This is a genomic window from Amycolatopsis sp. cmx-4-61 (assembly GCF_046548775.1).
Classification (GTDB): domain Bacteria; phylum Actinomycetota; class Actinomycetes; order Mycobacteriales; family Pseudonocardiaceae; genus Amycolatopsis.
Genome location: NZ_JAEBEI010000002.1, coordinates 478,484 through 499,460, shown reverse-complemented (window position 1 = coordinate 499,460; position 20,977 = coordinate 478,484). Strand labels below are relative to the sequence as shown.

The window sequence follows — 20,977 nt, the reverse complement described above, 5'->3', positions numbered from 1 at the left end:
CGAACCACCGCGGGCGGGCCGCCTGGTGGTCGACGGCCGGGAGCTGTCCGTTGTCGAGGCCCTGCCGGAACTGCTGGGCGAGACCGAGGGGTTCTGGCCGACGGCGGCGCGGGCCGCGCTGCGGCTGGTCGCGGCCGGCCGGCTGCTGCCGGGGGTCACCGGGGCCGGGCACGACGCCTGGCGCGCCGGACCGCTGGACCCGGGCGAAGCGGCGTGGCTGCGGGACCTCGCGGCCGCGATGCCCCCGGACGAGCGGGCGCCGGGGCCGCTGCTGCGGGCGTTCCTCGACGCCGTCGCCGACACCCTGCCCCGCACCCCGGCCGCGGCGAAGGCCGCCGGGACGCGGTTGTTCGCCGCCGTGGCACCGCAGCGGGCGGAGTCCCTGCGTGGCTGGGCCGACGAGCTGGCCGCGGGCCTGAATTCGGGGATCCGGGTGTCGCTGCGGGTGCACGCGCCGGACGGGTTCGCCGCCGGGCGGTTCCGCGCCGTGGTCCAGGTGCACAGCCTGGCCGATCCCGGGCAGGTCGCCGACGCGGCGCAGCTGTGGGCGACCGGGCGGTTCGGGCCGCGGGCGCGCATCGACGTCCTGCTCGCCCTGCGCCGCGGTGCGCAGGTCTGGCCCGCGCTGGGGCCGCTGTTGACCACGGCGGTGCCGGCGGAGCTGGACCTCGGCGAGGACGACGTCACCGAGCTGGTCGCGTCCGCGGCACCGCGGCTGGCGGCGGCCGGGATCGACGTGCACTGGCCGGCCGAGCTGGCGGGGTCGCTGACCGCGCGGGCGGTCGTGCGGGCCGGGGACGCCCCGGGGGACCTGCCGTCGTTCTTCGGCGGCGGGCGGGCGCTGGCGTTCGACTGGCAGCTGGCGCTGGGCGATGCGGTGCTGACCGAGGCGGAGCTGGACGCGCTCGCCGAGACCCGCCGCCCGGTGGTGCGGCTGCGCGAGCAGTGGGTGCTGGTCGATCCGGCGCTGGCGGCGAAGGCCCGTGACCGGGCGCTCAAGCCGCTGACGCCGGTCGACGCGCTCGGCGCGGTGCTGTCGGGGACCACCGAGGTCGAGGGTGAAGTGGTCGAGGTCGTCACCGACGGCTGGCTGGCGCGGCTGCGGGAACGGCTGTCCGAGCCGCCGCAACCGCAGGCGCCGCCGCCGGGACTGGCCGCGTCTCTGCGGGCCTACCAGCTGCGCGGGCTGCAGTGGCTGGCCACGGTGACCGGCCTCGGTCTGGGCGGGTGCCTGGCCGACGACATGGGCCTGGGCAAGACGGTCACCTTGATCGCGCTGCACCTGCACCGCGGTTCGGGGCCGACGCTGGTGGTGTGCCCGGCGTCGCTGCTGGGCAACTGGGAACGGGAGATCCGCCGGTTCGCCCCCGGGGTGCCGGTGCGGCGCTTCCACGGCAGTGCCCGGTCGCTCGAGGACCTCGACGGCTTCGTGCTGACCACCTACGGCACGCTGCGCACCGATCCGGCGCCGTTGGCCGCGGTGCGGTGGGACCTGCTGGTGGCCGACGAGGCCCAGCACGTCAAGAACCACCGCTCGGGCACGGCGAAGGCGCTGCGGCTGGTGCCGGCGGCGGCGCGGGTGGCGTTGACCGGGACGCCGGTGGAGAACACCCTGGCGGAGCTGTGGGCGATCCTCGACTGGACCGCGCCCGGTCTGCTGGGCTCGCCGAGCGAGTTCCGGACGCGCTGGGCGAGGCCGATCGAGGCGGGTGACGCGGCCGCGGCGGAGCGGCTGGCGCGGTTGCTGCGGCCGTTCCTGCTCCGGCGCCGCAAGTCCGACCCGGGGATCGCGCCGGAGCTGCCGGCGAAGACCGAGACCGACCGGCCGGTGGCGTTGAGTGCGGACCAGGTGGCGCTCTACGAGGCGGTCGTGCGGGAGATGATGGCCGACATCGCCGCGAGCGACGGGATGGCGCGGCGCGGCCGGATCGTGAAGCTGCTGACCGCGCTCAAGCAGATCTGCAACCACCCGGCCCAGTACCTGAAGGAGCCGGGCGGCCGGTCGGGCAAGGTGGAGCTGCTCGACGAGCTGCTGGACACCATCCTCGCCGAGGGCGGCGCGGTGCTGGTGTTCACCCAGTACGTCGTCATGGCGCGGCTGCTGGAGAAGCACCTGGCCGATCGCGGGATCGCGACGCAGCTGCTGCACGGCGGCACCCCGGTGGCGCGGCGTGAGGAGCTGGTCGCCCGCTTCCAGGCCGGCGAGGTCCCGGTGTTCCTGCTGTCGCTGAAGGCGGCGGGCACCGGGCTGAACCTCACCCGCGCCGACCACGTCGTGCACTTCGACCGCTGGTGGAACCCGGCGGTGGAGGACCAGGCGACCGACCGGGCGTACCGGATCGGGCAGACCCGGCCGGTCCAGGTGCACCGGCTGGTGACCGAGGGGACGGTCGAGGACCGCATCGCGGCGATGCTGCGGGAGAAGCGGGCGCTGGCCGAGGCCGTGCTGGCCGGCGGCGAGGCCGCGTTGACGGAACTGTCGGACACCGAGCTGGCCGAGCTCGTCGAACTGAGGAGCCGCGGATGAGCGACGACCGGGTGCGCGGGTTCCCCGCGTTCGGTCCGGGCGCGCGCCTGGCCCGCTCGTGGTGGGGCCGGGCGTGGGTGCGCGCGATGGAGGACACCGCGCTGGACCTGCGTCAGCTGAAGAAGGGCCGCAAGTACGCGGCGGCCGGGCTGGTCGGCCCGATCACGGTCAGCGCGGGCCGGATCGCGGCGGTGGTCGAGGACGCCGACGGCGGCCCGTACCGGACACAGCTGCGGCTGGCGGAGCTCGCGGAAGCGGACTGGACGCGGTTGCTCGACCGGGTCGCCGCCCGCGCCGGGCACCTGGCGGCGCTGCTGGACCGCGACCTGCCACCGGACCTGGCCGAGACGACCGGCGTCGACCTGCTGCCGGGGATCGCCGACCTGGACCCCGAGTGCGACTGCCCGGGCTGGGAACTGCCGTGCCGCCACGCGGCGGCGTTGTCGTTCCAGGCGTCGTGGCTGCTGGACGCGGACCCGTTCCTGGTGCTGCTGCTGCGCGGCAAGGGGGAGCGGGAGATCCGCGCGGAGCTGGAGAGCCGCACCGCGCCGGCCCCGGTGGCGGAGCCGGCCGCGGACCGGGTCCCGGGTGAGGTGCCGGACCTGGCGGGCTTCCACCCGTCGGGCGCCCCGTCGATCGCGGCGGCGCCCCGGGTGCCGGCCGAGACGTTCGCGCTGCTGGCGGCGAACGCGGCCGGGCAGGCGCGGGCGTTGCTGGCGGGCCGGCCGTGGCCGGGACGGCGTCACGACGCGGTCCGCCTGGCCGCGGAATTCCCGGCGGCGGCCGAGCGCCTGGGCGAGGGCTACGCGCGCGCGGTCGCGGCGTGGCGCTACGGCGGAGTGGACGGGCTGGAGGTGCTGGAATCGTCCTGGACACCGCCGAAAGCGGTGGTCGGCGCGGCGCGGGCGGCGCTCGCGGACGTCGAGGAGGAGCCGGTGTTCGAGCGCAACCACTGCACGGTGGGTGCGGTGCAGCTGCGTTTGGACCGCCGCGGCCGGTGGCACCCGTACCGGCTGGAGGGGGAGCAGTGGTGGCCGGCGGGCGCACCGGAGCGCGACCCGGGGCTGCTAGTGGGCTGATTCGGCCGCCGGTGGCGATGCTCCTCGAGAGGATGCGGGGGTCAACCCGCCCGACCGCCGCGGCTCGCGAAGTGCGCCTCGCGCTTTCGCCGCCCGTATCTCCGCGACCCGCCACCGCGGGCGGTGACCGGCGTCCGCAGCCAGCGCCGCTGGGGGAAATCCGCCTCTTTTCCCGGTATCCAGCGCGGTACTCGTTGTCTCCTGTCCCCCGACGGCGGGTTCCGCCGGGCCACTGGGGGTGCGGGCGCGCGGGGGTCCTTCCCGCGCGCCCGCCCGGTTTCCGCCGGTGACCTAATACCCGCTGTCGGAAGCTGGAGGGGGCCGTCACCACGGCGGTCCCCTCCAGCGTCAGGCCGCGGTCGTCACCGCGTAGTCCTTGACGTGCATCGAGTCGTGCATGCGGACGCCGCCGCTGTCGAGCTTCGCGATCGCCCGCGTCAGGCCGGCCGGCAGCGCCGAGACCAGCTGCCCGCCGCGGGCCAGCGCCCACACCCCGGCGCGGGAGTCCGGGATCAGGGTCCGGGCCGCGCCGATGGCGAAGGCGCGGCTGGAACGCACCAGCTCGCCCATTTCCCGTTCGTAGGCGGCGAAGGCGCGCTCGTGGTCGCCGCCGGCCGCGGCCAGCTCGCCGGCCAGGACGTAGGCGCCGAGCACGGCGAGGCTCGTGCTGCCGCCGACGGCGGGGCCTGGGCAGTAGCCGGCGTCGCCGACGAGCGTCACGCGGCCGCGGGACCACGTGTCCAGCCGCAGCTGGGTGATCGAGTCGAAGTAGAACGGGCCCGGGCCGTCCAGCCCGGCCAGCCAGCCGTCGACCTGCGGATGCATCCCGGAGAACGCTGCCCGGAGCAGTTGCTGCTGCCGGGGCACGTCCCGGTGGTGGTAGTCCAGCGGCTCCGCGCGGCGGAACAGGAACACCGCGCGCGCGTCGTCGAGGTGGCGGGCGCTGTAGAGGGAGGCGGTGCGGCCGGGGCCGAGGTGGGTGACGGCTTCCCCGTCGAGGCCGAGGGTGTCCGGCAGGGACAGCACGGCCAGGTACGCGCCGATGAACGTCGTCAGCCCGGCTTCTTCGCCGAACACCAGCCGCCGGACGTTCGAGTGCAGCCCGTCGGCGCCGACGACGACGTCGAACCGGCGCGGCCGGGCGTGTTCGAAGGTGACTTCGCCGTCGGGGGACAGGGCGGTGATCGAGTCGCCGAAGAGGTACTCGACGTCGTCGCGGCCGGCGTCGTAGTAGATCTCGGACAGGTCGTCGCGCATGACCTCGACGTGTCGGTCGGAGGTGGCCTGGAAGACCTTCGCCAGGTCCACGCGCAGGGGACGGCGGGCGCCTTCGCGGTGCAGCGTCATCCGGGTGGTGCCGGTGGCCACGGCCTCGACGCGGGGCAGCACGCCCATCCGTTCGGTGATGTCCATGGCCGGCCGGAAGAGGTCGACGGCGTGGCCACCGGTCTTGCGCAGCGCCGGTGCACGCTCGACCACGGTGACGTCGAAGCCGTGCCGGGTGAGCCAGTACGCCAGCACCGGCCCGGCGATGCTGGCGCCGGAGACGAGGATCCGCATGAGTACCTCCCTGACTTAACGGTAGGTAAGTTGTACCACGTCTCCTTACCTAAGGTTAAGTCAGTTATGCTGGGCCGGTGCCGAAACCGTCGGAAACCAAGCAGCGCATCCTCGACGTCGCCCGCGCCCTGTTCGCCACCCAGGGAGTGCAGCGCACCAGCCTGCAGGACATCGCCGACCGGCTCGGCATCACCAAACCCGCGCTCTACTACCACTTCCCGTCCCGCGACGACCTGGTCCGCAGCATCGTCCAGCCGTTGCTCGACGACGGCGAGAACTTCCTCCTCGAACAGGAAGCCCGCGGCGACGCACCGGTGCGCGAGCTGATCGAAGGCTTCTTCGACTTCAACTACCGCCACCGCGCCGACGTCGTCATGCTGCTGGCCGAGATGCCCACCCTGGCCGACCTCGGGCTCATCGACCGCGTCCTGGGCTGGCGGACCCGGCTCACCCAGCTGATCTGCGGGCCGTCGCCGACGCTGCAACAGCAGGCCAGGGCCATCCTGGCGCTGGGCGGCCTGCAGGACGTCTGCATGCAGTTCCCCGACGCGCCCGTCGACGACCTCAGGGCCGCCGCGGTCGCCGGCGCCCTCGGCGCGCTCGGCCGCTGAAAACCTCCGCGGCGCGTGTCGAGAACGCGCCGGCGGCTCCGTCCCCGGACGACAGCGACCCGCCCGGAGCAGGAGACCACCATGCAGCAGCACGAGATCGCCGAAGTCCTCGACCGCCCGCTCAGCCGCGAACTGCTCGCCCGCGACCTGACCCGGCTGGCCTACGTCGCCAAGGACGGCACCCCGCGCAGCATCCCGATCGCCTTCACCTGGAACGGCTCGCAGATCGTCCTGTGCACCGCGAAGAACTCCCCGAAGCTGCCGTCGCTGCGCGCCAACCCGGCGGTCGCGCTGACCATCGACACCGAGGTGCACCCGCCCAAGATCCTGCTCATCCGCGGCCGCGCCGAACTCGACGTCGTCGACGGCATCCCCGAGGAGTACCTGCGGATGAACGGCACCTACGAGATGACGCCCGAGCAACGCGTCGAATGGGAACGCGAAGTGCGCTCCCTCTACGACGGCATGGTCCGGATCGTCGTCACCCCGACCTGGGCGAAGCTGATCGACTTCGAAACCACCCTGCCCAGCGCGGTCGAGGAACTGGCCCGGCAGCGCGCCGAGCGCCTCGGCTAACGCACCGCGGCGCGCTCGATGATCGCTCCCGTGTCGACGCCGGCCGGGAGCGTCCCGAACGCCACCCCCCAGTCGCCGCCGAAGCGGGAGGCGCAGAACGCGTCGGCGACCGCCGGGTGGCCGTGGCGGACCAGCAGCGAGCCCTGCAGGACCAGCGCCATCGCCTCCACCAGCCGCCGCGCCCGGTACTCGATGCCGTCGAGGTCCGTGAGCTCCTTGCGGACGCGGTCCACGGCGTCGTCCAGCCGCGTGTCGCCGCCGGCGGCCCGCTCGACCTCGGCGAAGAACGCCACGACCGACTCCGGCTGCCGGCCCATCGCACGCAGCGCGTCCAGCGCGGCGACGTTGCCCGAGCCCTCCCAGATCGAGGACAGCGGCGCCTCGCGGTACAGCCGCGGCATCCCGGACTCCTCGACGTACCCGTTGCCGCCGAAGCACTCCAAGGCCTCGGCCGCGTGCACCGGCGCCCGCTTGCACACCCAGTACTTCGACACCGCCAGCCCCAGCCGCCGGAACGCCTGCTCCTGCTCGTCGTCCCGGCGGTCGCCCGCCGCGGCCAGCCGCATCGCCACCGTCGTCGCCGCCTCCGACTCGAGCACCAGGTCGGCCAGCACGTTGGTCATCAGCGGCTGGTCGGCCAGTGCCTTGCCGAACGCGCGCCGGTGGGTGGCGTGGTGCACCGCCCGGACCGCACCCAGCCGCATCCCCGACGCGCTGCCCAGCGTGCAGTCCAGCCGGGTGTTGTTCACCATCTCGATGATCGTGCGGACCCCGCGGCCCTCCTCGCCGACCAGCCAGCCCACCGCGCCGTCGTACTCGATCTCGGACGAGGCGTTCGACCGGTTGCCCAGCTTGTCCTTCAGCCGCTGCAGCAGGATCCGGTTGCGCGAGCCGTCCGGCAGGACCCGGGGGAGCAGGAAGCACGACAGCCCGCCCGGCGCCTGCGCCAGCGTCAGGAACACGTCGCACATCGGCGCCGAGGTGAACCACTTGTGCCCGACCAGGGTGTAACTGCCGTCCGACGCTGACGCAACCGGGGTCGCGGTCGTCGTGTTCGCCCGGACGTCGGAGCCACCCTGCTTCTCCGTCATCGACATGCCCGCGAGCAAACCGCGCTTGGTGCTGGGCTCGCGCAACCCGAAGTCGTACTCGGTCGTCGCCAGCAGCGGCTCGTAGCGCGCCGCCAGCTCCGGATTCGCGCGCAACGCCGGAACCGCCGCGTAGGTCATCGAGATCGGGCAGCTGTGCCCGGCCTCGACCTGGCCCCAGACGTAGAACTTCGCCGCACGCGCGGCGTGCGCCCCCTCGCGCGGGTCCCGCCACGGCGTGCCGTGCAGCCCGTGCGCCGTCGCGACCGTCATCAGCTCGTGCCAGTACGGGTGGAACTCGACCTCGTCGACCCGGTGACCGTACCGGTCGTGCGTGCGCAGCACCGGCTCGTTCTCGTTGACCAGCCGGCCCCACTCCTGCGCCTGCTCGGACCCGGCCAGCCGGCCCAGCTCGTGCAACTCCTCGGCCGCCCAGCCGGCGCCGGCCCGCTCGAGCCCGGCCAGCAGCGCCGGGTCGTCGGCGACGTCGTGGCCCGCCAGCGGCGGAACCTGGTTGGTGACCTCATGCGTGGCGGGCATCGGAACCTCCAAGAGCGCGAAGGATGAACGTGCGGAGCTCGGCGACGTCACCGGCGTTCCCGCTGGTCAATGGTCCGATCAGGACTTCGGCGGCGGCGCCGACGAGCGCGGCGGCCGTCAGCCGGCCGTCCTGCGGCGGCAGGACGCCGTCCCGCACGCCGGCGGCGACGTGCTCGGCGATGACCTCGGTGTAGGCCCGCCGGAACTCGAGCCGCTCGGCGTCGATGAGCGCGTCGACCGGCTCGGCCAGCAGCGCGTAGGCCTGCTTCGGCGCCTTCAGGGCGCGCTGGGCGAAGGTGTCGACGGCCGCCAGGACCCGGTCGGCGGGGTCGCCGGCCGCGGCCGCCGCGACCCGGACCGCCTCGACCTCCCGGGTCACGACCTGCCGGAAGACGTGCACGACCAGCTCGGCCTTGGTGGGGAAGTGGCGGTACACGCTCCCGACGGCCACCCCGGCGCGTTCGGCGACGGCGGCGACCGAACAGCCGCCGTAGCCGTGTTCGGCCAGCTGGCGCGTGGCCGCGGCGACGATCGTCTCCCGTTGGGCGTCGAGGCGTTCCTGCACTTTCGGGGTGCGGCGGTAGGGCACGTCAAGAAGTGAAGCACTGATTCATTGCTTCAGTCAACGCTCCAGCAGCTGCCTCGCGCCTCGAACCTCCCGCTCGACGTCCGCTCGCAGGTTCCGCCTCAGGACGGGCTCGGCGAGCAGGCGCAGAGGAGCGGCGAACCCGAACGCGATCCGCCGCCGCACCCGGATCCCGCCCGCCACCGGGGCGCACTCGAAAGACGCCTCGAACGAGCACAACCGGCGCGCCAGGCGGTTTTCCGGCCGGTCGGGCAGCCGCACGTCGACCCGGCGGCCCGGCGTCAGCGTCATCCGGGAGACAATCTTCGGGCCCGGCCCGAGCCCGGGCAGCCGGGAGCGGAACCGGAACTCGGTGACCTCCCCGGCGGAGCGGACCCAGTCGATCCGCCCCAGCTTGCGATCGACCTCCGCGTACCGCCGCGGATCCATGACCAGGGCCAGGAAGGCCTCCGGAGTACACGACACGGTCACTTCCACCGTCACATCCACCATAGAAAGAGAGTAGTTTCTCACTATGGCTCGGACAACCCCCGGCGTCACCCGCCGTCGCATCCTCGACGAAGCCGTCCACCTCTTCGCCACCCGCGGCTACGACGCCACCTCCGTCGCCGACATCCAGACCGCCTGCGGCCTGCACCCCGGCAGCGGCGCCCTCTACAAGCACTTCCCGTCCAAAGCCGCGCTCCTGGAGGCCGCGGTGCACGACAACCTCGCGCGACTGACCACCCGCACCGCCGACACCGCCGACACCCAGCTCCCCGACGACCCCCGCGAAGCACTGCGCGTCCTCGCCGACGTCGTCTGGGCCTTCATGGCCGCCGACCGCGACCTCATCCGCCTGATGATCCGCGAATTCACCGGCTTCCCCGCACTGTTCGAACAGATGTGGCAGGGCGTCGTGGCCACCGTCTACCGCCGCGGCACCGAATGGATCACCACCCTGCGCGACCAGGGGAGAGCCGCGGTCCGCGACCCCGAAGCCACCGCCGCCGTCCTCGTCGCCGCCCTGACCTACTACCCGATCCTCGACGTCCTCATCGGACACACCCCCGGCGACCTCGCGCCCGACCGGTTTCTCGCCGCCTGGCTCGACTCCTCGATCGCCGCCCTCAACCTGCGCGCTTGACCAGCGCCACCAGGTACCGGCACGGCACCGACCCCGGGTTGACGAACACGCAGTCCGCGGCCGGCCCCAGCTGCAGGCAGTCGCCGGTGGCCAGCTCGTGCACCTGCGCCCCTTCGTGGAACCGCAGGTGCCCGGCCAGCACCCAGATCTGCTGGTGCAGGAACGCGTACGTCCCCGCCACCAGCGGCACCTCCACCCCCGGCGGCAACTCCACCTCCACCAGCTCGAGCGGACGCCCGGCCGCGGGGGAGACCGACCGCCGCCGGTAGCCCGTCTCCGGATCCGTCCACACCGGCTGCTCCGCCGCCCGCACCAACCGCCGCTCGTCGCCTTCGGCGCGCGCGATCAACTCCGACAACGTCAGGCCCAGCGCCGCCGACAGCTTCGCCAGCAACGCCGCCGTCGGCTGGACGTCACCCCGCTCGATCTTGCCGATCATCGCCCGCGACACCCCGGAGGCCTCGGCGAGCGCGGCGGCCGAGAGACCTCGTGCCGCGCGGGCGGTGTGCACGGCGGCGGCCAGGCGAGCAGTCAGCGGATCGGTCATGACGTTGGATACTATACGAGTCATCACGGCTACCATATGAGCCATGATTCGAGCCGCCACCACCCAGGACGCCGCCGCCTGCGCGGCCCTCTACGCGCCCTACGTCACCGACACCGTCATCTCCTTCGAGACCGAACCACCCGACCCGACCGAAATGGCCCGCCGCATCGCCGGCGCCCACGCCTGGTTCGTCCTCGAAGACCACGGCCACATCGCCGGCTACGCCTACGCCACCCGCTTCGCCGAACGCGCCGCCTACCGCTGGTCCTGCGAGACGAGCATCTACCTCGAACAAGGCCGCCGCCGCACCGGCGCCGGACGCGCCCTCTACGAGACCCTGTTCGACCGGCTGCGCACCCGCGGGTTCTGCCGCGCCTTCGCCGGCATGACCCTGCCCAACGACGCCAGCGCCGGGCTCCACCGCGCCCTCGGGTTCGCGCCCGCCGGCGTCTACCGCCGGGTCGGCTGGAAACACGGCGCCTGGCACGACGTCGCCTGGGTCCAGAAAGACCTCGGCGCAACCGAAGGTTGCACATCGGCTCCCGCCGAGCTAACGTGACACGCAACCGAACGTTGCACAAGGAGCCCCGCATGGACCACGGCACCATCGAACGCGAACTCCACATCGACGCCCGCCCCGACGTCGTCTTCGACGTCGTCAGCAGCCCCGAACACCTCCGCGAATGGTGGCCCGACGAAGCCGACTACCCCGTCGAACCCGGGGGAGCGGGCCGCATCGCCTTCGGCGGCTCCTGGGTCCAGTTCACCGTCGTCGACGCCATCCCGCCCAAGCACTTCTCCTTCCGCTGGACCCACGCCGAAGGCGAAACCGCCGCACCCGGCAACTCCTTCCTCGTCGTCTTCGAACTCGAACCCGACGGCACCGGCACCCGCCTCCGGATGACCGAAACCGGCTTCCGCGAACGCGGCTGGGACGAAGCCAAGACCGCCGCCGAACACGCCGACCACGAAACCGGCTGGGACCACTTCCTGCCCCGCCTGCAGACCTACGCCCCCCAGGTCGGAGCCACCCCGTGAGCACCGCCGTGGACGACGACCTCTGGTCCGCCGTCGGCGACCCCACCCGCCGCCGCCTGCTCGACCTGCTGCTCGAACAGGGGAGCGGCACCGCGACCAGCCTCAGCGAACACCTCCCGGTCACCCGCCAAGCCGTCGCCAAACACCTCACCGTCCTCGACCGCGCCGGCCTCGTCCACGCCCACAACGCCGGCCGCGAAAAACAGTTCCGCGTCGACGAAGCCCAGCTCGCGCGCGCCGTCGCCCAGCTCACCGACGTCGGCAACACGTGGGACGCCCGGCTCCGCCGCATCAAGCGCATCGCCGAAACCATCGAGAAAACCATCGAGAAAACCACCGAAAGGAACCAGTAGAAATGGACATCCTGCACCGCATCGGCGTCCACAACGCCACGCCGGACAACGTCTACACCGCACTCACCACGATCGACGGCCTCGCCGGCTGGTGGACCGAGAAGACCGAAGGGGAGACCGGCATCGGCGGCGTCATCGGGTTCCGCTTCATCCCGGGCGGCTTCGACATGAAGGTCCTCGAACTCGACCCGGGCAGGCTCGTCCGCTGGGAGGTCGTCGACGGACCACCCGAATGGATCGGCACGACCATCCGCTGGGACCTCGAGCAGCGCGACGACTACACGATCGTCCTGTTCAAGCACGAAGGCTGGCGCGAGGCGGGCGAGTTCATGCACCACTGCAGCACGAAGTGGGCGAGCTACCTGCTGAGCCTCAAGCAGCTCGTGGAGACCGGGGAGGGCGCCCCGAGCCCGCGGGACGTGCAGATCAGCGACTGGCACTGACGTTACACACTGACGTTACTTGACATAATGTACATTATCGGCATTTGGTGACGTTCTGGACGACGAGCCGAGAGGGGCGCAGAACCGAGGGTTGGGCCACACTCGGTTCGCGAGAGCGCCCGCTTCGCCAGGACGGCCCCTGTGCGGGTTTCGACGGGCGACCCAAGCTCTCTGGGGTCGAGATCGGGTGTCAGGGAGCCGAGAGCATCCCCTGAGAGCCGTCGACTCGAGGTCCGGTCACCCGACCTCAAAACGTCACGGTGACGAAACTCGACGGGGTCGAACGGCTCAGGATGGTGTGCAGCGCGTTCGTCGCACGTCATATCGCGCCGTGAGCTCCGGCCATCCCTGGGTCTCGACCGACCGCCGACGTCGAACATGTGTACGCATCGCTCCCTGCCGGAGCATGACGGCGGCCCGGAGGGCTCGAAGGGGCCTCCGGAGAGAACCGTGTCCCCCAAGGGGAAGATCCCGGGTTACCCCGGCATTTCATGCATAATTGCGGTTATGCATGAAATGCCGGGTGCGGGCCCGGGCGCGGAAACTGTCGGTGGTGTGCGGTACAAGATCCACATGAAGGTTTCCGAGGCCCAGCAAGCCTTCTTCGCTGCCCGCCGTCCCCGCAAGGACTCCCCGCACACCACCGACGCCTACCGCCGGGATCTCGCCGGCATCACCACTCTCCTGGTTTCCGAGCTCGGCCGCCCCGCCGAGGAGCTGGAGGTCGCCGACCTGACCGGCCCGGCGCTGCGGGCGGCGTTCGGGGCGTTCGCGGACGGGCACGCGAAGAGCTCGGTGCTGCGGGCGTGGTCGACGTGGAACCAGTTCCTGACGTTCTGCGTGGCGGACGGGCTGCTGTCCGGCAACCCGATGGGTGCGGTGGCGCGGCCGCGGACGCCGGCGTTGACGCCGAAACCGTTGCGGGGCGAGGAAACCCCGGAGCAGCTGCTCTCGGCGGCGGCCGCGGGGTCGCGGCGCGCGCGGGATCCGTGGCCGGAGCGGGACGTGCTGGTGATCGCGCTGGGGCTGGTGGCGGGGTTGCGGGCGGCGGAGATGCGGGCGCTGACGTCGCGGTCGCTGGTGGGGCGGGCGGGTGAGCTGCGGTTGCACGTGAAGGGCAAGGGCAGCCGGGACCGGTCGATCCCGGTGCAGCCGGTGCTGGCGGAGCTGATCGAGCGGTACCGGGAGTCGTGCCGGGTGCGGTTCCCGAACGTGCGGTTCTCCCCCGGTTCGCCGTTGCTGCTGGATCGGGCGGGTGAGCCGATCGGGCGGGGTGCGCTGGAGTACCTGGTGAAGTCGTGTTACCGGGGTGCGGGGTTGCACGACCGGGTGCCGGTGGGGGCGAATCTGCACGCGTTGCGGCACACGTTCGCGACGCGGTTGGCGGAGGACGGGGCGACGGCGTCGGAGATCATGGCGTTGCTGGGGCACGCGAGCCTGGCGACGAGCCAGAACTACATCGAGGCGACGGGGCGGGAGCAGCGGGCGGCGGCGGCGAGCAACCGGACGTACCGGGCGTTGGACGGGCTGGGCTGAGGTAGGCGGCCGCGAAGTCGCTCCGCGGCTTGCCTCGTGTACGGACCGGTACGTCCGGGGCGGCTGGCCAATGAACGAAACGGTGCGTTCAGGGCCGGTGGCGTGGCCGGGATGGTTCGTTCAGCCCGTGCGGGTGGTCAGCGGAGTTGTTCGAGGTCCTTGGCGGCGCGGGCGATCTCGTCGGCGAGTCCGCGGAGTTCGCGGGGGTCGGCGCCGTCGTCGGCGGCGGTGACGATGTCTTCGGCGGCGCACCGGAGCTGGAAGAGGCGGTCTTGGAGGGCGGCGATCTCGGTGTCGGAGAGCACGACGGCGTCCTCGGGGAGGCCGCTGCGCTGGAGGGCGGTGCGGCGTTCGTAGGCGCGTTGGCGGCAGGATTGGCCGCAGTAGCGGCGGCGGCGGCCGACGTTGCCGGCTTCGGGGAGGCGGCGGCCGCACCAGCCGCAGTGCTTCGGGGCGCCGCGGCGGGCGGGGGTGGGTTCGAGCTGGGTCAGTTCGGCGGCTTCCCTCACCCGGGAGACCCTAGCTGGCCACCGTTTGCTCATGCCGGGGTCATGGCGGAAGGGCACACTTGGGGGATGCAGGCGTCGTTTCCGTATCTGGCCGATCCGGTCCCCCGTGCGTTCGCGCACCGGGGGTGGCACCTCGGTGAGCTCGAGGGGTTGGAGAATTCGCTGCCGGCGTTCCGGCGGGCGTGCGCGGAGGGGTACCGGTACCTCGAGACGGATGTGCACGCGACGGCGGACGGGGTGGTGGTGGTCCACCACGACCCGAACCTGGATCGGACGACGGACGGTTCGGGGCCGATCGCGGCGCAGACGTGGGCGCAGCTGAAGAACGTGAAGGTGGGTGGGAAGGCGCCGTTGTCGCGGCTGGAGGACGTCCTCGAGGAGCTGCCGGATGCGCGGTTCAACGTGGACGTGAAGGCCGATCGGGCGGTGGAGCCGTTCGTGGAGGTGCTGGAGCGGACGAAGGCGTTCGACCGGGTGGCGGGGGCGGCGTTTTCGGATGCGCGGCTGGTGCGGTTGCGGAAGCTGGCGGGGCCGCGGCTGGTGACGGCGATGGGGCCGCGGTCGGCGTTCGCGTTGTGGGTGCGGGGGAAGCTGCCGCTGCTCCCCCTGGGCCGGCTGGTGCTGGGGGCGATGGCGCAAGTGCCGGTGCGGCAGGGGGCGTTGCGGGTGGTGGACAAGGCGTTCCTGGCGATGGCGGGGCGCTCGGGCATCGAGGTGCACACGTGGACGATCGATGATCCGGCGGAGATGCGGATGCTGCTGGACCTGGGGGTGCACGGGATTGTGACGGACCGGCCGGATCTGCTGCGTGAGGTGCTGATCGAGCGGGGTGCGTGGCGGCAGTCGCAGGAGCCGTGAGGGGTCAGCGGGGTGGTTTGCCGGTCCAGGCGGCGTCCCAGGTCTTGGGGCCGAGGAGGCCGCTGTCCTTGATGCCGTTGGCGCGTTGGAGGTCGAGGACGGCGGTGCGGGTTTTGTCGAGGTAGCAGCCGGTGCCGGTGAAGCCGTAGCCGAAGGCGTTCATGCGGAGCTGGAAGGTCTTGAGGGGGTCGGCGCAGTCGCCGTAGCGGTAGACGACGCCGGGCCAGGCGGGTTTGGCGCCGCCGGCGGCGGGTGCCGGGGCGGGCCGCCCTCCCCCGCCGATGTAGGCGGATTCGGTGTAGGTGGGGACGCGTTTGCTGCGGGCGTCGGCGTCGGCGGTGAGTTTGAGCATGCCGGCGCACTGCCAGGGCTGCCAGCCGCGCATGCGGTAGAGGTAGAGGGCGCGGTAGTCCTGTTCGGCGGGTGCGGCCTGGTCGGGGCGGCCTTGTCCGCCGACGCTGCGCCAGGTGGGCAGGTCGAACTGGTAGGCGCCGTAGTAGCCGTTGCCGGTGTTGGTGGCGTAGCGGTCGCTGGATTCGCACATGCGGAGCTTGGCCCAGGCGCTGGACGCGGGGTCCGCGGCGGCGGCGGTGGGGGCGATCAGCGGCAGACCCGTGGCGGCGAGGGCGAGGAGCAGCCTCGCCACGGTGCGTCGGCGGTTTCGGGTCATGGGTGCACAGTAGGAGCGTGTCCCATTGGTCACAACAGACACGATCGGCGCTCCAGTCTCATGGGTAACACCGTTCACGCAGGTCCGCGACCGTCGTGCCGGGGTGGATGGGGTGGGCCGGGGAGGCCGGTGGACGAGCGCGAAGCGACAAACCGGACACGGTTTCGGTGGTGGGGTCACCGGGCTGGCGGTGTGCCCGTAGTCTCCGCGCTGACCTGGAAGTTCCCGAGGTGAAGGAGCCGTGGATGACGCTGGCCGGGACGCGCTCGACCAGGCGCGAGCGCTGGGGCTGGTACTTCTACGACTGGGCGAATTCGCCGTTCTATTCGTCGACGACGACGGTGTTCGGTGCGTTGTCGATGAGCTCGATCGCGGCCGCGGACGCGAAGGCGAACATCACCCTTAACGGGGACCGTGCGTGCCTGGACGCGGCGGGTGGGGCGGACACGTTGCACCACTGCGACGTGACGTTGTTCGGGCTGCAGTTCCCGGCCGGTTCGGTGTGGGGGTACCTGCTGTCGGTGGCGACGGTGGTGCAGGTGCTGGTGCTGCCGATCGCGGGTGCGGTGGCCGACCGCAGCCGCAACAAGCGGCGGATCCTGGGCGGGTTCGCGTTCCTGGGTGCGGCGGCCGCGGCGGCGATGTTCTTCCTGACGGGGTCGGACTGGCAGCTGGGTGCGGCGCTGTTCATCGTGGCGAACATCGGGTACGGGGGTTCGCTGGTCGTCTACTACTCGTTCCTGGTCGACATCGGGGGGCCGGACGAGCGGGACGGCATTTCGGCGAAGGGCTGGGCGTTCGGGTACCTGGGTGGCGGGCTGGCGCTGGCGTTGCAGCTGGGGTTCTACCTCGGGCACGACGCGTTCGGGGTGAGTCAGGGCATGGCGGTGCAGATCTGCTTCCTGACCTCGGGGTTGTGGTGGGCGGCGTTCACGTTCCCGGCGGTGCGGGCGCTCCCCCGCCGGCACACGCCGGTCGAGGTCGCGCCGGGGCGTTCGGTGCTGCGGGCGGGGTTCACGGAGCTGCGGCAGACGCTGGTGGCGGCGAAGGCGTTCCCGTTGACGCTGGCGTTCCTGGGCAGCTACCTGGTCTTCACCGACGGGATCAACACGGTGGTGACGGTGTCGGCGCAGTACGGCAAGGACGAGCTGGGGTTCGGCAACGAGGTGTTGATCGTCACGATCCTGGTGATCCAGTTCGTGGCGTACCTGGGTGGGACGCTGCACGGGCTGGTGGCGCGGCGGGCGGGGGCGAAGCGGACGATCCTGGGGAGCCTGGTGGTGTGGGTCATCGTGCTGGCCGGGGCGTATTTCGTGCAGCCGAAGCAGCTGGGGCAGTTCCTGGCGGTGGCGGTGGGGATCGGGCTGGTGCTGGGCGGGACGAACGCGCTGTCGCGGTCGCTGTTCAGCCAGATGATCCCGGCGGGCAAGGACGCGCAGTACTACTCGCTCTACGTCGTGGGCGAGCGCGGGACGTCGTGGCTGGGGCCGCTGGTGTTCGCGGGGGTGGGGCAGGCGACGGGGTCGTTCCGGCTGGCCATCGTGGCGCTGGTGGTGTTCTTCGCGGCCGGGTTGGTGCTGGTGTGGCTGGTGCCGGTGCGGCGGGCGATCGTGGCGGCGGGCAACACCCCGCCGGAGGTTCTGTAGCCACCGATAGGGTCGGGCGTCGTGACCTTGCTCAACGACGCCGCCGGCCCTGATCCCACCGATGCCCTGTCGTCGGTTCCCGCGGCCGGTTCGCGCCGCGGGACGCCGCCGGTGGGCAGGCTGAAGTTCTGCTACGGGCCGATGGACTGCGGGAAGTCGACCCTGGCGCTGCAGATCGACCACAACCACGCGCGGCAGGGCCGGCGGGGGTTGGTGCTGGTGCGCCACGACCGGTCGGGCGCGCCGCAGATCTCGAGCCGGATCGGGCTGACGCGGCAGGCGGTGGAGGTCGGTGAGGACACCGACGTGCGTGATCTGGTGCGGCAGGAGTGGGCGCAGGGCCGGCATGTGGACTACGTGGTGGTGGACGAGGCGCAGTTCCTCTCCCCCGGTCAGGTCGACCAGCTGGCGGAACTGGCCGACGAGGTGGAGATCGACGTGTACTGCTTCGGGATCGCGACGGACTTCCGGAGCCGGTTGTTCCCGGGGGCCGCTCGTCTGTTCGAACTGGCGGACGAGCTGCAGCCGGTTCAGGTGGAGGTGTTGTGCTGGTGCGGGCTGCCCGGGCGGTTCAACGCGCGGGTGGTGGACGGCGAAGTGGTGCGCGAGGGTGACACCGTCGTGGTGGCAGATACCGAACAATCCGTAGTTGAAACTTCAGCTTCAGCACGTTTTGAGGCCGAATTCGCTACCGTGCGTTATCAGGTATTGTGCCGCCGCCACTTTCGATCGGGTGACTTGGGGCCGGTTACCGCTCATCACGGTCAGTTACGGTTGACCTGAGCGAGACGCGAGTAGCCCATCCGGGGGATCTCAGCACTAAGAGGCCGTATTGACGTCACGCCAGAGCGCGAAACGCCTCCTACTAGGAGAAGCTGATGCAGGCGGGTGACGCAGCTCATCGTGAGCAACGACATGGTGGTCCGGGAATCCTCCGGGACCCCGGGTCGTTGCATAGGGTGAGCAACACCCTGGCTCCACCCCGGAGCTGACTGAAAGGACCCCCATCATGGCCGACCGTGTTCTTCGTGGAAGCCGGCTGGGAGCGGTCAGCTACGAGACCGACCGCAACCACGACCTCGCCCCACGCCGCACCGTGCGCTACGCCTGCCCGAAGAACCACGAGTTCGAGGTGCCGTTCTCCGACGACGCCGAGATCCCCACGGTTTGGGAGTGCCGCCTGCACGGCAGCGAATCGGAGATCGTCGATGGTGGGCAGCCCGAGCAGAAGAAGGTCAAGCCGCCGCGCACCCACTGGGACATGCTGCTCGAGCGGCGCACGATCCCCGAGCTCGAGGACCTGCTGAACGAACGTCTCGCCGAGCTGAAGGGCCGCCGGACCTCCCGGTCGGCGTGACCCTCCGGAACTCGGCCCAGTAGCCAAGCTCCCACCACAAGCGAAAGGCCCCCGCGACCTCCCCCCGCGGGGGCCTTTCGCATGCCCGGACGGCCCGCCCCCGAGAGTCGGCCCGCACGCTTGGCGGGTCGCCTACCCCGACGGTCGGCTCGCGGGCACTCCCCGGCGGTACGCAGGCCTACGGGTCAGGCGGGGCGGAAGGGGCCGTGGAGCGCGGCCCACTGCAGGAGCATGATCGTCTTGGCGTCCGCGATCTCGCCCGTCCCGATCATCTCGAGGGCCTTGGTGAACGGCAGCTCCATCACCTCGATGTCCTCCCCCTCCTCCGCGATGCCGCCGCCGGCGCCGCGGTCGGCCGGGTCGTAGGGCGCTGCGTAGCAGTGCAGGCGTTCGGTCACCGAGCCCGGGCTCGTGTAGACGTCGAACACGTGCTCCAGTGAGCCGATCCGGACCCCGGCCTCCTCCTCCGCCTCCCGGCGGATCGCCGTCTCCGGGTCGTCGGCGTCCAGCAGGCCGGCGGCGGTCTCGATGAACATGCCGTCCGGGTGGTCGTTGACGTAGACCGGGTAGCGGAACTGGCGGGTCAGCAGCACCGTGCCGCCTTGGCGGTCGTAGAGCAGCACCGTCGCGCCGTTGCCGCGGTCGTAGGTCTCGCGCTGCTCGGTCGTCCAGCGGCCGTCGGCGTGCCGGTAGTCGAACGTCGTGCGGCGCAGCACGTACCAGGCCGACGAGAGCAGCTCCACGTCGGTCACCCGGACGCGCGGGTTGCGGGACAGGCTTGTCGAAGAGGTCATGACTCGACCATAATATACATGAATCGGAATAAACAAGGAGGATCGTGCATGCTGGTCGGGGAACGCCGTGAACTGCTGCTGGCCCGGCTGGCCGCCGACGGCAAAGTGCTGGCCAAGGACGTCGCGGCGGAGCTCGGCGTGTCCGAGGACAGCATCCGCCGTGACCTGCGCGACCTGGCCGCGGCCGGGCTCTGCCAGCGCGTCTACGGCGGCGCGCTGCCCGTCTCCCCCGCCGTCGCCGACTACGCGAGCCGGACGGCGATCTCCGTCGGCGGCAAGGACCGGGTGGCCGCGGCCGCCGCCGAGCTCGTCCGGCCCGGCTCCACCGTCATCCTGGACGGCGGCACGACCACTCTCGCCGTCGCCAGAGCGCTGCCCGATGATCTCGAGGCCACCGTCGTCACCCACAGCCCGACCGTCGCGGTCGCCCTGCTGGACCACCACGGCGTCGAGGTGTTCCTGCTCGGCGGCCGGCTCTTCCGGCACTCCGCCGTGACCTGCGGCGCGGCCGCCGCCGAAGCCGCCCAGGCGATCAGCGCGGACGTCTTCCTGCTCGGCGTCACCGGCGTCCACCCCGAAGCCGGCCTGACCACCGGCGACGCCGAGGAAGCCGCGATGAAGCGCACCCTGGCCCGGCGCGCGGCCGACACCTACGTGCTGGCCAGTGCCGAGAAGCTGGGTGCGGCGTCGCGGTTCACCGTGCTGCCCTTCGCCGACGTGGCCGGGATCATCACCGACGCCGACGACCAGAACGTGCAGGAACTTGCAGCCCGGGGAGTGGCGATCCTGCGGGCGTGACCTCGGTGAACCACTCGCGGCCGGCCACCACCCCGAACAGCGGTGCCGGCAGCCACACCAGAAGCCGCAGCACCGCCGAGAGCCGTCCGGTGCCGCGGACGTCGGACACGTGCGCGGCCAGCGCCGCCTGCTTGCGGGCGGCGTAGCGCCGCACGTCGAAGCGGTGGGTGACGGCCGAGGCCGGGGTGTAGGCGTGGTCGAGCGCCTCGGCGTCGTAGTCGAACGGGATCCGCAGCGCCCGGACCACCCGCACGAACCTCCGCGCGAAGTCCCGCGGCAGGGTGGCCTCCAGCAGCCGCGTCCCGGTCAGTCGGGCCGCGCGGCGGGCGACTTCGTGCACCTTCACGTGGTCGCGGTGCCCGTAGCCGCCGTTGCCGTCGTAGCCGAGCAGGAGGTCGGCGTGCTCCTCGTGCAGCAGCGCCGCGAGCCGGTGGGCGGCCTCCTCGGTGTCCGCGCGGGCGAAACGCTGCCGCCCGGGCGGGTCCGCGTACAGCACCGGACCGTGGCCGCTGTCGGCGTAGCCGAGGTGCACGACGCGCCGGACGCCGAGGATCGCCGCGGCGGCCTCCAGCTCGGCCCAGCGCGGGGTCGGGTGCTCGGCCGCCATGCCGTCGGTGGCCACCACGACCACCACCCGGTGCCCGTCGGCGGCGGCGCGGGCCAGGGTGCCGCCGCTGAGCAGGACCGGGTCGTCGGCGTGGGCGTGGAAGGCCACGATGGTCGTCACCGGCCCAT

The 20,977-nt window shown here is 72.1% G+C and carries 24 protein-coding genes; 15 read left to right on the top strand and 9 right to left on the bottom strand.

Annotation, left to right across the window (positions count from 1 at the left end):
* Positions 1–25: 25 nt before the first annotated feature.
* Both ACLJOU_RS10725 and ACLJOU_RS10720 read left to right on the top strand, forming a co-directional pair.
* Entirely contained in the window at positions 26–2,527 is a 2,502-nt protein-coding gene (locus ACLJOU_RS10725; RefSeq protein ID WP_410565894.1) for a DEAD/DEAH box helicase, read from the top strand.
* Positions 2,524–3,606 carry an SWIM zinc finger family protein gene (locus ACLJOU_RS10720; protein ID WP_410565891.1) on the top strand — a complete coding sequence of 361 codons (1,083 nt, stop codon included), beginning with the start codon at positions 2,524–2,526 and terminating at the stop codon, positions 3,604–3,606. Before ACLJOU_RS10725 ends, ACLJOU_RS10720 begins: the two co-directional genes overlap by 4 nt.
* Before the next feature lie 348 nt (positions 3,607–3,954).
* Here the strand turns inward: ACLJOU_RS10720 and ACLJOU_RS10715 are convergent, their stop codons facing one another.
* A complete protein-coding gene (locus ACLJOU_RS10715) occupies positions 3,955–5,166 on the bottom strand; it encodes an FAD-dependent monooxygenase (protein ID WP_410565888.1) in 1,212 nt (403 codons plus the stop codon).
* A 77-nt stretch (positions 5,167–5,243) separates the two neighbouring features.
* Between ACLJOU_RS10715 and ACLJOU_RS10710 the strand changes: the two genes are divergently transcribed.
* Both ACLJOU_RS10710 and ACLJOU_RS10705 read left to right on the top strand, forming a co-directional pair.
* Complete coding sequence (locus ACLJOU_RS10710; RefSeq protein WP_410565885.1) at positions 5,244–5,777, top strand: TetR/AcrR family transcriptional regulator; 534 nt, start codon at positions 5,244–5,246, stop codon at positions 5,775–5,777.
* Positions 5,778–5,858: 81 nt separating this feature from the next.
* Positions 5,859–6,353 carry a pyridoxamine 5'-phosphate oxidase family protein gene (locus ACLJOU_RS10705; RefSeq protein WP_410565882.1) on the top strand — a complete coding sequence of 165 codons (495 nt, stop codon included), beginning with the start codon at positions 5,859–5,861 and terminating at the stop codon, positions 6,351–6,353.
* On the opposite strand, the gene ACLJOU_RS10700 is transcribed toward ACLJOU_RS10705, so the two are convergent.
* The 3 genes from ACLJOU_RS10700 to ACLJOU_RS10690 are packed head-to-tail and all read right to left on the bottom strand — an operon-like array spanning position 6,350 to position 9,059.
* Positions 6,350–7,981, bottom strand: a complete 1,632-nt coding sequence (locus tag ACLJOU_RS10700; RefSeq protein WP_410565879.1) for an acyl-CoA dehydrogenase family protein — start codon at positions 7,979–7,981, stop codon at positions 6,350–6,352. The genes ACLJOU_RS10705 and ACLJOU_RS10700 overlap by 4 nt on opposite strands.
* Positions 7,965–8,570, bottom strand: coding sequence for a TetR/AcrR family transcriptional regulator (locus tag ACLJOU_RS10695; protein ID WP_410565876.1), 606 nt, complete (start codon positions 8,568–8,570; stop codon positions 7,965–7,967). The genes ACLJOU_RS10700 and ACLJOU_RS10695 overlap by 17 nt, the downstream gene beginning before the upstream one ends.
* Positions 8,571–8,603: 33 nt before the next feature.
* Positions 8,604–9,059, bottom strand: coding sequence for an SRPBCC family protein (locus ACLJOU_RS10690; protein ID WP_410565873.1), 456 nt, complete (start codon positions 9,057–9,059; stop codon positions 8,604–8,606).
* A gap of 22 nt (positions 9,060–9,081) precedes the next feature.
* Here ACLJOU_RS10690 and ACLJOU_RS10685 point away from each other — a divergent pair, with 22 nt between their 5' ends.
* A complete protein-coding gene (locus tag ACLJOU_RS10685) occupies positions 9,082–9,693 on the top strand; it encodes a TetR/AcrR family transcriptional regulator (protein WP_410565870.1) in 612 nt (203 codons plus the stop codon).
* Here the strand turns inward: ACLJOU_RS10685 and ACLJOU_RS10680 are convergent.
* Complete coding sequence (locus ACLJOU_RS10680) at positions 9,677–10,240, bottom strand: cupin domain-containing protein (RefSeq protein ID WP_410565867.1); 564 nt, start codon at positions 10,238–10,240, stop codon at positions 9,677–9,679. The genes ACLJOU_RS10685 and ACLJOU_RS10680 overlap by 17 nt on opposite strands.
* Positions 10,241–10,283: 43 nt before the next feature.
* Here ACLJOU_RS10680 and ACLJOU_RS10675 point away from each other — a divergent pair, with 43 nt between their 5' ends.
* The 5 genes from ACLJOU_RS10675 to ACLJOU_RS10655 all read left to right on the top strand — a co-directional run bounded on the left by ACLJOU_RS10675 (position 10,284) and on the right by ACLJOU_RS10655 (position 13,610).
* Positions 10,284–10,799: a GNAT family N-acetyltransferase gene (locus tag ACLJOU_RS10675; RefSeq protein ID WP_410565864.1), complete on the top strand. Its 516-nt coding sequence runs from the start codon at positions 10,284–10,286 to the stop codon at positions 10,797–10,799.
* A 32-nt stretch (positions 10,800–10,831) separates the two neighbouring features.
* On the top strand, positions 10,832–11,278 hold the full coding sequence (locus tag ACLJOU_RS10670) for an SRPBCC domain-containing protein (protein ID WP_410565862.1): 447 nt from the start codon (positions 10,832–10,834) through the stop codon (positions 11,276–11,278).
* Positions 11,275–11,631 (top strand): ArsR/SmtB family transcription factor, encoded by a 357-nt coding sequence (locus ACLJOU_RS10665; protein WP_410565859.1) that lies wholly within the window; start codon positions 11,275–11,277, stop codon positions 11,629–11,631. Before ACLJOU_RS10670 ends, ACLJOU_RS10665 begins: the two co-directional genes overlap by 4 nt.
* A 2-nt stretch (positions 11,632–11,633) precedes the next feature.
* A complete protein-coding gene (locus ACLJOU_RS10660; RefSeq protein WP_410565857.1) occupies positions 11,634–12,074 on the top strand; it encodes an SRPBCC family protein in 441 nt (146 codons plus the stop codon).
* Positions 12,075–12,629: 555 nt separating this feature from the next.
* Entirely contained in the window at positions 12,630–13,610 is a 981-nt protein-coding gene (locus tag ACLJOU_RS10655) for a tyrosine-type recombinase/integrase (RefSeq protein ID WP_410565854.1), read from the top strand.
* Between the two features lie 137 nt (positions 13,611–13,747).
* On the opposite strand, the gene ACLJOU_RS10650 is transcribed toward ACLJOU_RS10655, so the two are convergent.
* Positions 13,748–14,119, bottom strand: a complete 372-nt coding sequence (locus tag ACLJOU_RS10650; RefSeq protein ID WP_410565852.1) for a hypothetical protein — start codon at positions 14,117–14,119, stop codon at positions 13,748–13,750.
* A gap of 66 nt (positions 14,120–14,185) precedes the next feature.
* Between ACLJOU_RS10650 and ACLJOU_RS10645 the strand changes: the two genes are divergently transcribed.
* Positions 14,186–14,977, top strand: coding sequence for a glycerophosphodiester phosphodiesterase (locus tag ACLJOU_RS10645; protein ID WP_410565849.1), 792 nt, complete (start codon positions 14,186–14,188; stop codon positions 14,975–14,977).
* Between the two features lie 4 nt (positions 14,978–14,981).
* Here ACLJOU_RS10645 and ACLJOU_RS10640 read toward each other — a convergent pair whose 3' ends face one another.
* A complete protein-coding gene (locus ACLJOU_RS10640; RefSeq protein WP_410565846.1) occupies positions 14,982–15,647 on the bottom strand; it encodes a transglycosylase family protein in 666 nt (221 codons plus the stop codon).
* A gap of 245 nt (positions 15,648–15,892) precedes the next feature.
* Between ACLJOU_RS10640 and ACLJOU_RS10635 the strand changes: the two genes are divergently transcribed.
* The 3 genes from ACLJOU_RS10635 (at position 15,893) to ACLJOU_RS10625 (ending at position 18,650) form a co-directional block, all read left to right on the top strand.
* A complete protein-coding gene (locus ACLJOU_RS10635; RefSeq protein WP_410565843.1) occupies positions 15,893–17,293 on the top strand; it encodes an MFS transporter in 1,401 nt (466 codons plus the stop codon).
* 21 nt (positions 17,294–17,314) lie between these two features.
* Positions 17,315–18,076: a thymidine kinase gene (locus tag ACLJOU_RS10630; protein ID WP_285991785.1), complete on the top strand. Its 762-nt coding sequence runs from the start codon at positions 17,315–17,317 to the stop codon at positions 18,074–18,076.
* A 226-nt stretch (positions 18,077–18,302) separates the two neighbouring features.
* Positions 18,303–18,650, top strand: a complete 348-nt coding sequence (locus ACLJOU_RS10625) for an RNA polymerase-binding protein RbpA (protein ID WP_003081521.1) — start codon at positions 18,303–18,305, stop codon at positions 18,648–18,650.
* A 185-nt stretch (positions 18,651–18,835) separates the two neighbouring features.
* Here ACLJOU_RS10625 and ACLJOU_RS10620 read toward each other — a convergent pair whose 3' ends face one another.
* On the bottom strand, positions 18,836–19,444 hold the full coding sequence (locus tag ACLJOU_RS10620; RefSeq protein ID WP_410565837.1) for an NUDIX domain-containing protein: 609 nt from the start codon (positions 19,442–19,444) through the stop codon (positions 18,836–18,838).
* 48 nt (positions 19,445–19,492) lie between these two features.
* Between ACLJOU_RS10620 and ACLJOU_RS10615 the strand changes: the two genes are divergently transcribed.
* Positions 19,493–20,242, top strand: coding sequence for a DeoR/GlpR family DNA-binding transcription regulator (locus ACLJOU_RS10615; protein ID WP_410565834.1), 750 nt, complete (start codon positions 19,493–19,495; stop codon positions 20,240–20,242).
* Here the strand turns inward: ACLJOU_RS10615 and ACLJOU_RS10610 are convergent.
* Positions 20,175–20,969, bottom strand: coding sequence for a PIG-L deacetylase family protein (locus tag ACLJOU_RS10610; RefSeq protein WP_410565831.1), 795 nt, complete (start codon positions 20,967–20,969; stop codon positions 20,175–20,177). The two genes, ACLJOU_RS10615 and ACLJOU_RS10610, sit on opposite strands and share 68 nt — an antisense overlap.
* Between the last annotated feature and the right edge of the window lie 8 nt (positions 20,970–20,977).

What these genes read in the sequence shown, in the direction of transcription:
- ACLJOU_RS10615 (WP_410565834.1), top strand. Translation starts at nt 19,493, where the DNA reads ATGCTGGTCGGGGAACGCCGTGAACTGCTGCTGGCCCGGCTGGCCGCC.
- ACLJOU_RS10690 (WP_410565873.1), bottom strand. Translation starts at nt 9,059, where the DNA reads ATGGTGGATGTGACGGTGGAAGTGACCGTGTCGTGTACTCCGGAGGCC.
- ACLJOU_RS10705 (WP_410565882.1), top strand. Translation starts at nt 5,859, where the DNA reads ATGCAGCAGCACGAGATCGCCGAAGTCCTCGACCGCCCGCTCAGCCGC.
- ACLJOU_RS10620 (WP_410565837.1), bottom strand. Translation starts at nt 19,444, where the DNA reads ATGACCTCTTCGACAAGCCTGTCCCGCAACCCGCGCGTCCGGGTGACC.
- ACLJOU_RS10625 (WP_003081521.1), top strand. Translation starts at nt 18,303, where the DNA reads ATGGCCGACCGTGTTCTTCGTGGAAGCCGGCTGGGAGCGGTCAGCTAC.
- ACLJOU_RS10645 (WP_410565849.1), top strand. Translation starts at nt 14,186, where the DNA reads ATGCAGGCGTCGTTTCCGTATCTGGCCGATCCGGTCCCCCGTGCGTTC.
- ACLJOU_RS10675 (WP_410565864.1), top strand. Translation starts at nt 10,284, where the DNA reads ATGATTCGAGCCGCCACCACCCAGGACGCCGCCGCCTGCGCGGCCCTC.
- ACLJOU_RS10685 (WP_410565870.1), top strand. Translation starts at nt 9,082, where the DNA reads ATGGCTCGGACAACCCCCGGCGTCACCCGCCGTCGCATCCTCGACGAA.
- ACLJOU_RS10670 (WP_410565862.1), top strand. Translation starts at nt 10,832, where the DNA reads ATGGACCACGGCACCATCGAACGCGAACTCCACATCGACGCCCGCCCC.
- ACLJOU_RS10635 (WP_410565843.1), top strand. Translation starts at nt 15,893, where the DNA reads ATGACGCTGGCCGGGACGCGCTCGACCAGGCGCGAGCGCTGGGGCTGG.
- ACLJOU_RS10720 (WP_410565891.1), top strand. Translation starts at nt 2,524, where the DNA reads ATGAGCGACGACCGGGTGCGCGGGTTCCCCGCGTTCGGTCCGGGCGCG.
- ACLJOU_RS10640 (WP_410565846.1), bottom strand. Translation starts at nt 15,647, where the DNA reads ATGACCCGAAACCGCCGACGCACCGTGGCGAGGCTGCTCCTCGCCCTC.
- ACLJOU_RS10715 (WP_410565888.1), bottom strand. Translation starts at nt 5,166, where the DNA reads ATGCGGATCCTCGTCTCCGGCGCCAGCATCGCCGGGCCGGTGCTGGCG.
- ACLJOU_RS10700 (WP_410565879.1), bottom strand. Translation starts at nt 7,981, where the DNA reads ATGCCCGCCACGCATGAGGTCACCAACCAGGTTCCGCCGCTGGCGGGC.
- ACLJOU_RS10660 (WP_410565857.1), top strand. Translation starts at nt 11,634, where the DNA reads ATGGACATCCTGCACCGCATCGGCGTCCACAACGCCACGCCGGACAAC.
- ACLJOU_RS10680 (WP_410565867.1), bottom strand. Translation starts at nt 10,240, where the DNA reads ATGACCGATCCGCTGACTGCTCGCCTGGCCGCCGCCGTGCACACCGCC.